Origin of the sequence: Bradyrhizobium jicamae, assembly GCF_001440395.1 — a bacterium.
Classification (GTDB): Bacteria; Pseudomonadota; Alphaproteobacteria; order Rhizobiales; family Xanthobacteraceae; genus Bradyrhizobium; species Bradyrhizobium jicamae.
In genome coordinates this window covers 1-12,186 of the sequence record NZ_LLXZ01000087.1, presented here as the reverse complement: position 1 = coordinate 12,186, position 12,186 = coordinate 1, and the positions used below count along the sequence as shown (strand labels likewise).

14 protein-coding genes are annotated in these 12,186 nt (G+C 64.3%); 8 read left to right on the top strand and 6 right to left on the bottom strand.

Annotation, left to right across the window (positions count from 1 at the left end):
- Positions 1–10 precede the first annotated feature (10 nt).
- From CQ12_RS13725 to CQ12_RS13705, 5 genes are all read left to right on the top strand, one after another.
- Positions 11–883, top strand: a complete 873-nt coding sequence (locus CQ12_RS13725; protein WP_057835840.1) for an AAA family ATPase — start codon at positions 11–13, stop codon at positions 881–883.
- Complete coding sequence (locus tag CQ12_RS13720; RefSeq protein ID WP_057835839.1) at positions 880–2,091, top strand: vWA domain-containing protein; 1,212 nt, start codon at positions 880–882, stop codon at positions 2,089–2,091. The genes CQ12_RS13725 and CQ12_RS13720 overlap by 4 nt, the downstream gene beginning before the upstream one ends.
- 12 nt (positions 2,092–2,103) lie before the next feature.
- Positions 2,104–2,937, top strand: a complete 834-nt coding sequence (locus tag CQ12_RS13715) for an XdhC family protein (protein WP_057835838.1) — start codon at positions 2,104–2,106, stop codon at positions 2,935–2,937.
- A 9-nt stretch (positions 2,938–2,946) separates the two neighbouring features.
- Complete coding sequence (locus CQ12_RS13710) at positions 2,947–3,408, top strand: SRPBCC family protein (RefSeq protein WP_057835837.1); 462 nt, start codon at positions 2,947–2,949, stop codon at positions 3,406–3,408.
- 82 nt (positions 3,409–3,490) lie between these two features.
- Positions 3,491–4,300, top strand: coding sequence for an SDR family NAD(P)-dependent oxidoreductase (locus CQ12_RS13705; protein ID WP_057835836.1), 810 nt, complete (start codon positions 3,491–3,493; stop codon positions 4,298–4,300).
- A 101-nt stretch (positions 4,301–4,401) separates the two neighbouring features.
- Here the strand turns inward: CQ12_RS13705 and CQ12_RS13700 are convergent, their stop codons facing one another.
- Together CQ12_RS13700 and CQ12_RS13695 are read right to left on the bottom strand one after the other, a co-directional pair.
- On the bottom strand, positions 4,402–5,355 hold the full coding sequence (locus tag CQ12_RS13700) for a ribose-phosphate pyrophosphokinase (protein WP_057835897.1): 954 nt from the start codon (positions 5,353–5,355) through the stop codon (positions 4,402–4,404).
- 168 nt (positions 5,356–5,523) lie between these two features.
- On the bottom strand, positions 5,524–6,150 hold the full coding sequence (locus tag CQ12_RS13695) for a hypothetical protein (RefSeq protein WP_057835835.1): 627 nt from the start codon (positions 6,148–6,150) through the stop codon (positions 5,524–5,526).
- A 134-nt stretch (positions 6,151–6,284) separates the two neighbouring features.
- Here CQ12_RS13695 and CQ12_RS13690 point away from each other — a divergent pair, with 134 nt between their 5' ends.
- The gene (locus CQ12_RS13690; protein ID WP_057835834.1) at positions 6,285–7,286 is read left to right on the top strand and encodes an NADP-dependent oxidoreductase; all 1,002 of its coding nucleotides are present in this window, start codon (positions 6,285–6,287) and stop codon (positions 7,284–7,286) included.
- Between the two features lie 3 nt (positions 7,287–7,289).
- On the opposite strand, the gene pgeF is transcribed toward CQ12_RS13690, so the two are convergent.
- Genes pgeF through CQ12_RS13670 form a run of 4 tightly spaced genes read right to left on the bottom strand, consistent with a single transcriptional unit; the run spans position 7,290 to position 10,779 of the window.
- A complete protein-coding gene (pgeF, locus tag CQ12_RS13685; RefSeq protein ID WP_057835833.1) occupies positions 7,290–8,057 on the bottom strand; it encodes a peptidoglycan editing factor PgeF in 768 nt (255 codons plus the stop codon).
- Positions 8,054–9,121, bottom strand: coding sequence for a class I SAM-dependent methyltransferase (locus CQ12_RS13680; protein ID WP_245309911.1), 1,068 nt, complete (start codon positions 9,119–9,121; stop codon positions 8,054–8,056). The genes pgeF and CQ12_RS13680 overlap by 4 nt, the downstream gene beginning before the upstream one ends.
- A gap of 56 nt (positions 9,122–9,177) precedes the next feature.
- Entirely contained in the window at positions 9,178–10,032 is an 855-nt protein-coding gene (lgt, locus tag CQ12_RS13675) for a prolipoprotein diacylglyceryl transferase (protein ID WP_057835831.1), read from the bottom strand.
- 12 nt (positions 10,033–10,044) lie between these two features.
- Entirely contained in the window at positions 10,045–10,779 is a 735-nt protein-coding gene (locus CQ12_RS13670) for a dienelactone hydrolase family protein (protein WP_057835830.1), read from the bottom strand.
- A gap of 184 nt (positions 10,780–10,963) precedes the next feature.
- On the opposite strand from CQ12_RS13670, the gene CQ12_RS13665 reads away from it, so the two are divergent.
- Together CQ12_RS13665 and CQ12_RS13660 are read left to right on the top strand one after the other, a co-directional pair.
- Positions 10,964–11,257 (top strand): accessory factor UbiK family protein, encoded by a 294-nt coding sequence (locus tag CQ12_RS13665; protein ID WP_057835829.1) that lies wholly within the window; start codon positions 10,964–10,966, stop codon positions 11,255–11,257.
- 272 nt (positions 11,258–11,529) lie between these two features.
- On the top strand, positions 11,530–12,186 hold a 657-nt coding region (locus CQ12_RS13660; RefSeq protein WP_057835828.1), incomplete at its 3' end, for a 50S ribosomal protein L25/general stress protein Ctc.

The window sequence follows — 12,186 nt, the reverse complement described above, 5'->3', positions numbered from 1 at the left end:
AGACGCCGAAATGAGGGATCGCAAAGAGATCGCGGAACGACTGGCCGCATCGGGCTATATCGCCGATGCGGAACTTGCGACCGCGATCTCGCTGATGCTTATGCTGAAGCGCCCGCTGCTGCTGGAAGGCGAGGCGGGCGTCGGCAAGACCGAGGTGGCGAAGGCGCTGGCATCGGTGCACACGACCGAGCTGATCCGCCTGCAATGCTACGAGGGGCTGGATCAGTCGGCTGCGCTCTACGAGTGGAACTACCAGCGGCAATTGCTGTCAATCCAGGCACACCGCGGCGATAATCCCGATGCGGTCGAGGATCAGATATTCTCGGAAAAATATCTGCTGGAACGGCCGCTGCTGGCTGCCATCAGGCGCGACAAGCCGCCGGTGCTGCTGATCGACGAGATCGATCGTGCCGACGACGAGTTCGAGGCGTTCCTGCTCGAACTGTTGTCGGATTTCCAGGTCTCGATCCCCGAACTCGGCACGATCAAGGCGACTACGATCCCGCATGTGGTGCTGACCTCGAACGGAACGCGCGAACTCTCGGACGCGCTGCGCCGCCGCTGCCTCTATCATTATGTCGATTACCCCGATGTCGATCGCGAAGCGCGCATCATCATGGCGCGGATCGAGGGCGCCGGCGCCTCGCTGGCGCTGCAGATTGCGCGCATGGTGGAAGGCGTCCGCAAGGAAGAGCTGCGCAAGGTCCCGGGCGTCGCGGAGACGCTGGATTGGGCGGCGGCGCTGGTCGGCCTCGACGTCCGCGATCTCCATGAAGCGCCCGAGACGGTGCACGAGACCTTGATGTGCTTGCTCAAGACGCAGGAGGACACGTCGCGGATGACTCGCGAAGTGACCGGGCGCCTGCTGGGGAGGGTTGCATGAGCTGCTGCGGCCCCAATCCCGGATACGAAGAGATCGATCAGGTCTCGCGCCTCGTGTCGGCAAGACTGGCGGCGTTCCTCCGGACATTGCGCGACAACGGATTCGCCGTCGGTCTCCACGAAGGTCAGGACGCCGCTTCCCTGATGACGGCGGGTTACGCGAAGAATCCCTCGCTGTTGCGCTCCGCGTTCAAACACCTGTTCTCTGCACGGAAATCCGACTGGGAAAGATTCGATGGTCTGTTCGACGCGTTCTGGCTCGGCAAGCGCGCGCGGTCGCGATCCCTGACGATGGGGTCGGCAAGAGCGGCCAGTAATCCATCATTGAAGAGTTTGTCCGGCCATCGGCCCGAGCCGCGCACCGCTAGTGACGGCGCGATGGATCAGATTCCGTCCGCCGACGGCGCCGATAATAATCGTAGCGGCGAGGGACGTATGGAAGGCGCCTCCCGTGCCGATAATCTCGCCGAGGTGGACTTTCGCAAGATCGCCGATCCCGCGCAAATCGAGCAGGCGCATGAAGCAGCCGCACGGCTCGCGCGCGCGATGCGTACGCGGCTGACCCGCCGCGATCTGGCGCGACGTCGCGGCTACCGGCTCGATCTACGGCGAACCATTCACGGCAATATCAGCCATGGCGGCGTGCCGATCGACCTCGTCAGGCGCCAGCGCAAGACAAAGCCGCTGCGGCTCGTGATGCTGCTCGATGCCTCGGGTTCGATGAGCATGTACACGGGCGTATTCCTGCGCTTCATCCATGGCGTACTCGACCAGTTTCGCGAGGCCGAGGCGTTCCTGTTCCACACGCGGCTGGCGCACGTCTCCGACGCGATGAAGGAAAAGGACGCCGCGCGGGCGCTCGATCGTCTCTCGATTCTGGCGCAGGGCGCAGGCGGCGGCACCAAAATCGGCGAGAGCCTGCAGACCTTCAATCGCTGGCATGCGGCGCGCGTGATCCATTCGCGCACCGTCGTGATGATCGTGTCTGACGGCTACGAGACCGGTGATGCCGCATTGCTTGGCCGCGAGATGGCGGCGCTCGGCCGCCGCTGCCGCCGCATCGTCTGGCTCAATCCGATGATGGGGTGGGAGGGTTACGCGCCCGAAGCCGCAGGCATCAAGGCGGCGCTGCCGCATGTCGATCTCTACGCGCCGGCCAGTACGCTCAACAGCCTGGCCGCGCTCGAACCCTATCTGGCGAAACTGTAGCGGGGTCGTCCGATGAGCGCACATGTTGAAGTGATGGATCTGGTCGCGCAGATGAAATCCGCCGAGCAGCCGTTCGTGCTGGCGACGGTGGTGCGCACAGTGTCGGTGACGGCGGCGAAAGCCGGCGCCAAGGCGATCATTCGCCCTGATGGCACCATCGTCGCCGGCTGGATCGGCGGCGGCTGCGCACGAGGCGCGGTGCTGAAAGCCGCGCGCGACGCGCTGCTGGACGGGGAGCCGCGCATGGTGTCGGTGCAGCCCGAAAATCTCCTTGCCGAACTCGGCGTCAAGCCGGGCGACAATCGCGAGGGCATCCGCTTTGCCAGCAACATGTGTCCGAGCAAGGGGACCATGGATATTTTCGTCGAGCCGGTTTTGCCGCATCCCTCGCTGGTGATCTTGGGCGCAAGCCCGGTCGCGATGTCGCTGGCTGCCCAGGCTCGCCAACTGGGCTATCACGTCACGCTGGCTGCACCAGCCGCTGACGTCACCGCAGAGCCGGACGCCCATGTCATCGTCGACGGCTTCGCGCCCCGCTACCTCAATGACGCCAGGCGTTTCGTCGTGGTCTCGACCCAGGGCAAGGGCGATGAGGCCGCCTTGCGCGCTGCGCTTGCCATCAGGGCCGAGTATCACGCCTTCGTCGGCAGTCGCCGCAAGATGGCGGCGTTGCGCGAAAAGCTCGTGGCCGGCGGATCGGAGGCGGCCGCGATCGAGCGCGTCAAGGCGCCGGCCGGGCTCGATCTCGGCGCGATCACGCCGGAGGAGATCGCGATGTCGATCCTCGCCGAAATCACCGTCGAGCGCCGGCGCGGCCAGCGCACGGCCAATCCCTTAAGGAGCTAAGGACTGACCATGCAGATGAACGACAGCCAGCGCATCCCGGCCTCGAAGCAAGAGGTCTGGGCCGCACTCAACGATCCCGAGATTCTGAAGCAATGCATCCCCGGCTGTCAGTCCCTCGACATGTCCTCGCCCACCGAGATGACCGCGACCGTCGTGTTCAAGGTCGGGCCTGTGAAGGCGACTTTTGGCGGCAAGGTGACCCTGTCCGATCTCGATCCGCCCAACAGCTACCGCATTTCAGGCGAGGGCTCCGGCGGGGTGGCCGGATTCGCCAAGGGCGGCGCGCTCGTGCGCCTCGAATCCGAGGCGCCTGACATCACGGTGCTGCACTACGACGTCGACGCGCAGATCGGTGGCAAGCTTGCGCAACTCGGCGCGCGCCTGATCGATTCCACCGCAAGAAAGCTTGCAGCCGAATTCTTCAAATCGTTCGGCGAGGTGGTCGGGAAGAACGTCGCGGCCGGCGTCTAGCGCCGGAATCATCTCTCGATCCGGACAGGCTTTCCGCTATGCTGCCGCCAGTCGTGTCACTGGATGGGAGCGTGCGGACGTCATGGCCGAACAGAAATCTTCCGATTGGCTCGGCCTGTCCGGCCGCGTCTGCGTGGTGACGGGCGGAGGCGGCGGCATTGGGCGTGCCACTGCCCTCAGCCTGGCCCAGGCCGGTGCCCGTGTTGCCGCCATCGATCTCGATGAAGGCGGTCTTGAGGTGACGCGCGCCGAACTCGGCAAGCTTGGCGCTGATAACGTCATCGCCCGCTGTGACACTTCTGATGTCGCGAGCGTTACGGCGGCATCCGCGACGATCGAGAAATCGCTGGGGCCATGTGATGTGCTGGTCAACACCGCCGCCGTGCTGCGGCCCGGCGCGCTCGACACCCTGACGCTTGCCGAGTGGAACGCCGTTCTCTCCGTCAACCTGACCGGCTACTTCCTTTGCGCGCAGGTGTTCGGCCGGCAGATGCGCGCGCATGGCCGCGGCAGCCTCGTTCACGTCTCGTCGATTGCCGGCAGCAATGCGCAGGGGCAGAGCGGCGCCTACAGCGTCAGCAAGGCCGGCGTGATCATGCTGTCGCGGCAGCTCGCCAATGAATGGGGGCCGCACGGCATCCGCAGCAATGTCGTCAGTCCCGGCATGGTGATCACGCCGATGAGCCAGGCCTTCTACGATACGCCGGGCGTGACCGAGCGACGCTCCGCCGTGGTGCCGCTGCGGCGGGTCGGCATGCCGCAGGATATGGCAGACGCGATCCTGTTCCTTGCAAGCGACCGCGCGTCCTACGTCAACGGCGACGAGATCATGGTCGATGGCGGCTATGCCAATATGCTGATGAATTTAGTGCCGCGGCCGGGATTTGAATGAGGCGCCGTAGGGTGGGCAAAGCGAAGCGTGCCCACCATTGAAGCAAGGATTCGCGGAGGGATGGTGGGCATGCTGCGCTTTGCCCACCCTACGAAGCCGGCTCAATCGAACAGGCTGGACACCGATTCTTCAGCCGCGGTGCGGCTGATCGCTTCCGCGATCAGCGGCGCGATCGAGAGCGTGCGGATGTTGGGCGCCTTGGTGACGGCCTCGGTCGGCAGGATCGAATCGGTGATGACGAGTTCCTTCAGCCGCGAGCTGGCGATGCGCGCGGCTGCGCCGCCGGACAGCACGCCGTGGGAAATGTAGGCGTAGACGTCCTTGGCGCCGTTGGCGAGCAGCGCATCGGCGGCGTTCACCAGCGTGCCGCCGGAATCGACGATGTCGTCGATCAGGATGCATGTGAATCCGGCGACGTCGCCGATCACGTTCATGACCTCGGATTCGCCGGCGCGCTCGCGGCGCTTGTCGATGATGGCAAGCGAAGTGTTGATGCGCTTGGCAAGCCCGCGCGCGCGCACCACGCCGCCGACGTCAGGCGACACCACCATCAAGTTGGCGAGGTCGAAGCGTTCCTTGATGTCGCGCACCATCACCGGCGAAGCGAAGAGGTTGTCGGTCGGAATATCGAAGAAGCCCTGGATCTGGGCGGCATGCAGGTCGAGCGTCATGACGCGGTCGACGCCGGCATGGGTGATCAGGTTTGCCACCAGCTTGGCCGAAATCGGTGCGCGTGAGCCGACCTTGCGATCCTGCCGGGCGTAGCCGAAATAGGGAATCACCGCGGTGATGCGGCGCGCGGAAGCCCGGCGGAGCGCATCGGTGATGATCAGGAGTTCCATCAGGTGGTCGTTGGCGGGAAACGACGTCGACTGGATGATATAGACGTCCGAGCCGCGGACGTTTTCCTGGATCTCGACGAAGATTTCCATGTCCGCAAACCGGCGGACCGTCGCCTTGGTCAGCGGCATATGCAGCCAGTTTGAGATTTCCTGGGCCAGCGCGGGGTTGGAATTGCCGGCGACCAGCTTGATCGAGCCGTTCTTGGCCGCCATTGACGCTTCTCCTCGCGCCTTGCTGGATACGACGTTCAGCATAGAAATCCTCGGGAACCGGCGCGTTTTGATGAGCGAGGAGATATCAGGCAGGTGGCTCGGCTGGCAACCCGTCGCCCCGGTTTTCCCGGCGAAAAATAGGCCGTTCCCGGACTATTCCGGGGCCAATTATTGGGCGCTGTAGCCCAGCGCCATCACGCTCACGGCACCCTGGGCGGGTGCCGTCTCTTCCACACTCGCGACTGCGGGACCGCGGCGCTCCGGGGCCGGCGCAGGCGCCGCATCGGGGGTTCCGTTAACCATGCCGGCGAGACCGCTGAAACCGGCCTGCGCGATTTTGCGCAAGACCAGGTCGTCGGCCGCCGCCCAGGCGTCGCGGTTGGCCTTGCCGGTGGCTTCTTCGCCGGAAAGCCGCAGCGCACGCTGCTGGTTGTTGTCGTACACGTCCCAAACCCAGGCGATCACGGTCTTGCCGCGAACCACCTGCGCCGAGAGATAGCTACGCACGCGATAGGAAGCACCGCCTTCGCGAGAAACGATCGACAGGTTGCGCAGCTTCGATTCGCTGTCGAGCACACTGACCATGCGGTCGAACACCTGCGGCGGCGGACCGTCGATCGATTCGAACGCCACGGTGGGCCCGCTACCCGCGCTCGTTGCCATCGCGTAGGACGCGCTGCCCGTCGCGCCGCCGCCTGCGCAGCCGCCGAGCGCGCAGGAAAAAACGGCAAGCAGCGCCGCGGCGATCATGGCACGCGGGGCTTGCAGGCACGAAGCGGTCAGGGAGTTCCTCATTGCTCCCTGCGATATCGTTAAAATGTGTTAAGGTCTAGGGCAGCGGACGCACCGGCTCACCAAAAAGATTAAGTCGTGCTCGTCCCCGTTCACCTTGTTGTTGCCAGAATTGTTCAGCCCCGCAGGATTGATCGATGCGAGCCTTCGTTCTCGACGGTTATGGCGCGGTCGCCGACCATGTCCGCCTTGCCGAACTCGCCGATCCGGTCCCGGGCCCTGACGACGTTCTGATCGAAATCCATGCCGCCAGCCTCAATCCGATCGACTTTAAGATCGTGCATGGCGACCTGAAACGCGTTTCGAAATATCAGCTGCCGCGCCCGTTCGGGTTCGATGCCAGCGGCGTCGTGCTGTCGGCGGGGGCGCGTGCCACCCGTTTCAAGCCGGGCGACGTGGTCTATGCACGCGCCTCGCGCGAGACCATCGGCACCTTTGCCGAAAGGGTCGCGCTGCCGGAGCAATTTGTGGCCCGGAAGCCGACGGCTATCTCGCATACCGAAGCCGCGGCGCTGCCGCTGGTGGGGCTGACGACGTTGCAGGGATTTGCGCGCGTCAAGGCGCGCGCCGGCCAGCGTATCCTGATCCACGCCGGCGCCGGCGGCATCGGCACGTTCGCGGTCCAGTACGCCAGGCATCTCGGCCTCGAGGTCACCACGACCACGAGTTCGAAGAATGCCGATTTCGTCAAATCGCTCGGCGCCGACAGGGTCATTGCCTATGACCGCGAAAACTATCTCGATGCGGGCGGCGGCTACGACATCGTATACGACACGCTCGGCGGCGCATTCACGGTCGATGCCTTCAAAGTGGTGAAGCGGGGCGGCGCCGTGATCTCGCTGAGCGGTCCGCCCGACCGGGATTTCGCCCGCCGCGAGGGCGCAGGCTGGCTGGTCCGCGCGGCGGTCTGGCTGATGAACCGGAAGGTCTATGCCGCGAGCACTGAAGCCGGTGCGACCTATTGCTGGTTTTTCACCGAGCCGAGCGGCGATCAACTGCGCGAGATCGCCGGGCTGGTTGAGGACAGCGCGATCAAGCCGGTGATCGATCGCGAATTTGCCTTCGAGCAGTTGCCCGATGCGCTCACTTATCTCGAAGCGGGCCGGGCGCGCGGCAAGGTCGTGTTGAAGGTGAAATAGAAATTACTCTGCGGCCAGCGCGATCGCGTGGACGTGGCGGCCGTAGTCCGGCTCCTTGCGATGCACCGAGCGGCGGTAGCTGTAGAAGCGCTCGTCGGAATAGGTATCGACGCCGATGTCGTCGATCATCAGGATGCCGGCATTTTCCAGCCGCATGCGGATGAATCCGGCAAGGTCGAACATGGCATGGCCTGATCGAACCGAGGGGATGAAGAATACGCCATTCTCCGCGTCGGCATCGATGAAGCGCTCGACGAATTCGCTGCCGACTTCATAGGAATGCTGGCGGATCAGCGGGCCGATGGCGGCGACGATGCCGGAGCGGTCGGCGCCGAGTTTCTCCATCGCCTCGATGGTGGATTCCAGCACGCCGGTCAGCGCGCCTTTCCAGCCGGCATGCGCCGCGCCAATGACGCGTGCGCTGGCGTCGGCAAACAGGATCGGGCCGCAATCCGCGGCGGTGACGCCGATCGCGATCCCTTCGGTGCGGGTGACGAGCGCGTCGGCGCGTGGCTTGTCGCCTTGCCATGGTCCGGTCGCCACCACGACATCGGGCGAGTGGATCTGGTGCACACTGAGAAGGCGCTCGGGCGCAACGCCCATCTGCTCGGCCATCCGGCGGCGGTTTTCGGCGACATGAGCCGGATCGTCGTTCGAGCCGAGACCGCCATTGAGGCCCTCATAAACTCCACCGGATACCCCGCCCTCGCGGGTGAAGAAGGCGTGGCGCAGGCCGGGAATGGCTGACAGTAGCGATGATCCGAACATCATTCCGTCTCTTCTCCGGGCGCCGGCGGTTCGTCGCTGAGACCGGCAACCGCGGTGAGATTGGGTTCGGTGACCGCAATCACCTTGAACATCGATCCCATGCCGCCGCGGCCGCTGTCTGTCAGGCGCTTCAGCGCAGCGGAAATATCGGCGGAAATTTCTGGCGTGGTTTTTCCCATCAGCGTGACGGCCCGGGTCTCGATCCCGAGCCGCTTGAGGAATTCGCCCTGCGTCACCGGTCCATGAACGCGCGCGCCGACGTCTTCGGCCGCGCGCGCCAGCGCCTGGAAATCGACATGGGCGGTGACGTCGGCCTGTCCCGGATTTTTCAGGGGATCGGCAAAGCTGTGGCGGGCGATGGCCTGGAAAGTATCACCGGCGTCGCTGCGCACATGGCCGTAATCGATGATCAGTGCCGCGCCGTCCTGGTGGCGCACCCGCGTCGCGATCTTCATCATCTCATTGTCCGGCCGCCATTCGAACACGGCGCCGACCGGGGCCGCGCGCACCAGTGGCGGCAACAGCACCTCGAAGCGCGGTATCGGCTCGTCTGCGGCTCCGAATACCAGCTTGCCATCGGCGTCGAGGTTGACGACGCGCTCGTGCCAGCCGGTCTCGCGCTTGACCACCTGATGGATCGGCAGCACGTCGAAATATTCGTTGGCGAGAATGACTGCGGGGCCTCCGGGCACGTCGTCGATGTTGTCATGCCAGGTGATGTTGCGCACGCCAGATAGCGTCGCTTGCTGCTTCTCGCGCAGTACCGGATTGACCTCGACGAGGTGGACGTGGAGCGACTGGTAGAGCGGCGGCAGCACCCGGACCGCCCGCAGCACGTCCGCCATCATGGTGCCGCGGCCGGGGCCGAGCTCGACCAGCCGCAGCATCGGCGGCGAACCGATCGCTTTCCAGACCGAAGCTGCCCACAGGCCGAGCAGTTCGCCGAACATCTGGCTGACCTCGGGTGCGGTGGTGAAATCGCCTTCACGGCCCAGCGGATCGCGGGACACGTAATAGCCGTGCTCGGGATGCATCAGGCACAGCTCCATGTATCGCCAGACCGGCATCGGTCCTGACGATCTGATCAGCTTGTGGATCTCCGCCTGCAACGATGAAAATTCGGTCACGGCCTGCCTTGAATCGACTTCTCTATATGCTGCGGCGTTCCGCGGCGCCATGCCATCATGATCAGGATGCCCCCGGCAATGATCATCGGCACCGATAACAGCATACCCATGGTCAGCCCGCCCCACAAAAATCCGAGCTGGGGATCGGGTTCGCGGAAAAACTCGCTGGCGATGCGGGCAAGCGCGTAGATCGCAATGAAGCTGCCGAGGATCAGGCCCGGCCGCTTCAGCGCACCCATCCGGACCATGACAGCCAGAACCGCAAACAGCAGGAGGCCCTCGAGCCCGGCCTCGTAGAGCTGGCTGGGGTGACGCGGCAGCGGCCCGCCATCGGGGAACACGATCGCCCAGGGCACGCTGGCATCCGCCGTTCGTCCCCACAACTCGCCCTTGATGAAGTTGGCGAGCCGCCCGAGGAATATTCCGATCGGCGCGACCGCGGTCGTGATGTCGCCAAGCGACAGGATGGAGATGTTGTTCTTCAGCGCAAACAGCATCACCGCAGCGACGCAGCCGAGAAACCCGCCATGGAAGGACATGCCGCCTTCCCATAGTTTGAGAATGGCGGCAGGATTCTGGATGAAGAAGGCCGGATTATAGAACAGCACATAGCCGGTGCGGCCGCCGATGATGATGCCAAGCGTGACCCAGAGAATGAAGTCGTCGAGTTGCACCGGCGCGATCGGCGCCGGCCCGCCCCACAATCTCTCGCTCCTGATCAGCGCGCGCGCATAGATCCATCCAAACACGATGCCGCAGATATAGGCCAGCGCATACCATCGGATCGCGAGCGGTCCGATCGAAATGGCGACCGGATCGATTTCCGGAAAGGTAATGGTGAGGAAGGGCATCGTGCGGGATGCTTACTGCGCGAGGTTGCGGTGATAGAGCGCCAACAGCCGCTCCCAGTGCCGCTCGGCGGCGTCGCGGTGATAGACCGGCCGCTTCGGGAATGCGAAGCCGTGATGGGTGTCGGGAAAGATCTCGACCTCGTTCTTCGTTCCCTGCATCGCCTGCTTCAGCTTGTCGATGATCTCCTGCGGCGCGTAGATGTCGGTTTCGGCGCAGGCGAAATACAGCTCGGCCTTGGTCTTGCTTGCAGCGAGATGCGGGCTGTCGGCCTGGTCGGTCGCAAGATGCGTACCGTAGATGGAAGCCGCCGCCTTCACGCGATCCGGAAACTGCGTCGCTGCGTTAACCGCGTAGCGGCCGCTCATGCAGTAGCCGACGGTGCCGACGATCTTCGTGTTGGCCGCTTCTTGCGTCTCGGCGAAGGCGAGCAGGGCCTTGGTATCCTCCATCACCATCGGAATATTGATGGAGTTCATGTAGCTGAACATCCGCTTGCGCTCGGGCGCCTCCGGATCCGGCGGGATCGGGCCCAGCTCCATGACGCCTGAACGGTAATACAGGTTGGGCAGCATCACGTAATAACCCGATGTGCCGAGGCGGCGCGCCATGTCGCGCAGTTCCTCGCGGATCGCCGGCGCGTCCATGTAGAAGATGATGACCGGGAAGGGCCCGCCGCGTTCGGGATGGGTGATGAAGGTCGTGGTCTTGCCGTCCTTGGTCGCAATATCGATTTGCTGGTCGATCATGGGCGTTTCTTTTTGCTTTGTGATTCCGGGGGCTGGCTCAAGTGTTCGATACGATTGCAAGGAAACCGCAGCATGACAAGGCGAGCAGCGGTCACGTCGGGCCCTGAACCGCGCTCTTGAACGTTTCTCCCGGGATTGCCATTGTCTTGTGACGATCAATTTGCAGCGACCGGAGCGTTTTAACATGACCCAGACCAGCAATCGGTTTTTCGACGAGATCGGCCGTTTGATGAACGACGCCGCCGGCGCCGCGCAGGGCGTCAAGCGCGAGGTCGATACGGTCATGCGCAACCAGGCCGAACGCATCCTGCGCGACCTCGATCTCGTCAAGCGCGAGGAGTTCGACGCGGTCAAGGACATGGCCCGCCTGGCGCGCGAGGAAAACGAGGCGCTGAAGGGCCGGATCGCGGCCCTGGAAGCCAAGCTCGGCATTTCGCCCGCCGCGCCGGATGCCGGCAGCACGAAGGCGGACGGGTAGGGGCATGGCCCAGTAGCCCGGATGGAGCGAAGCGAAATCCGGGAAAAGTCTCGCCGCGGAAGTGGGCCCCCGGATTTGCGCTTCGCTCCATCCGGGCTACGGGTAGCCAGAGTGTAAATCCAAGAAAAATCCCGTCATTTCCTTGTCATTTCACCCCTTTGAGGCTAAAAGCCCGGCACGTCCGCAGCCCCCGCACCCCTGGAGGCTTGCTGTAGGACGCCAACGGGCCGCGATGCGGCCTTTAACTTTTTAGAAAACAAGGACTTAGCACGATGGCGACCGTCAAGGAATTGAAGGCGACCGCGCGTCCGCAGAGCGGCAAGGGGGCCGCCCGGGCAGAGCGTCGCGCCGGGAGAGTGCCCGGAGTGATCTACGGCAACAACCAGCCCCCCGTGACCATTTCGGTCGACGACAAGGAACTCCGGCAGCGCATCCTGGCCGGTCGGTTCCTGACCACGCTGTTCGACATCGATCTCGAGGGCAAGAAGCACCGCGTGATTCCGCGCGACTTCCACCTTGATCCGGTGAAGGACTTTCCGCTGCACGTCGACTTCCTGCGGCTCGGCGAAGGCGCCACCATCCGCGTCAGCGTGCCCCTGCACGTCGTCAACGGCGAAACCTCGCCCGGCGTGAAGCGCGGCGGCACCGTCAACATCGTCACCCACACCGTCGACCTCGAATGCTCAGTCGATAACATCCCGCAATACCTCGAAGCCGATGTCGGCGCGCTGGAAATCAGCTACTCGCTGCATCTCTCCGACATCAAGCTGCCGGCGGGCGTGAAGGCGCTGTCGCGTGAGGACGCGACGCTGGTGACCATCGTGCCGCCGTCCGGCTACGCCGAAGAACAGAAGGCTGCCGCGGCTGCTGCGGCTGCCGGCACCGCTGCTCCGGCGGCGGGTGCGGCTCCGGCTGCTGCTGCCGCGCCT

What these genes read in the sequence shown, in the direction of transcription:
- CQ12_RS13725 (WP_057835840.1), top strand. Translation starts at nt 11, where the DNA reads ATGAGGGATCGCAAAGAGATCGCGGAACGACTGGCCGCATCGGGCTAT.
- CQ12_RS13720 (WP_057835839.1), top strand. Translation starts at nt 880, where the DNA reads ATGAGCTGCTGCGGCCCCAATCCCGGATACGAAGAGATCGATCAGGTC.
- CQ12_RS13715 (WP_057835838.1), top strand. Translation starts at nt 2,104, where the DNA reads ATGAGCGCACATGTTGAAGTGATGGATCTGGTCGCGCAGATGAAATCC.
- CQ12_RS13710 (WP_057835837.1), top strand. Translation starts at nt 2,947, where the DNA reads ATGCAGATGAACGACAGCCAGCGCATCCCGGCCTCGAAGCAAGAGGTC.
- CQ12_RS13705 (WP_057835836.1), top strand. Translation starts at nt 3,491, where the DNA reads ATGGCCGAACAGAAATCTTCCGATTGGCTCGGCCTGTCCGGCCGCGTC.
- CQ12_RS13700 (WP_057835897.1), bottom strand. Translation starts at nt 5,355, where the DNA reads ATGGCGGCCAAGAACGGCTCGATCAAGCTGGTCGCCGGCAATTCCAAC.
- CQ12_RS13695 (WP_057835835.1), bottom strand. Translation starts at nt 6,150, where the DNA reads ATGAGGAACTCCCTGACCGCTTCGTGCCTGCAAGCCCCGCGTGCCATG.
- CQ12_RS13690 (WP_057835834.1), top strand. Translation starts at nt 6,285, where the DNA reads ATGCGAGCCTTCGTTCTCGACGGTTATGGCGCGGTCGCCGACCATGTC.
- pgeF (WP_057835833.1), bottom strand. Translation starts at nt 8,057, where the DNA reads ATGATGTTCGGATCATCGCTACTGTCAGCCATTCCCGGCCTGCGCCAC.
- CQ12_RS13680 (WP_245309911.1), bottom strand. Translation starts at nt 9,121, where the DNA reads ATGCCGGTCTGGCGATACATGGAGCTGTGCCTGATGCATCCCGAGCAC.
- lgt (WP_057835831.1), bottom strand. Translation starts at nt 10,032, where the DNA reads ATGCCCTTCCTCACCATTACCTTTCCGGAAATCGATCCGGTCGCCATT.
- CQ12_RS13670 (WP_057835830.1), bottom strand. Translation starts at nt 10,779, where the DNA reads ATGATCGACCAGCAAATCGATATTGCGACCAAGGACGGCAAGACCACG.
- CQ12_RS13665 (WP_057835829.1), top strand. Translation starts at nt 10,964, where the DNA reads ATGACCCAGACCAGCAATCGGTTTTTCGACGAGATCGGCCGTTTGATG.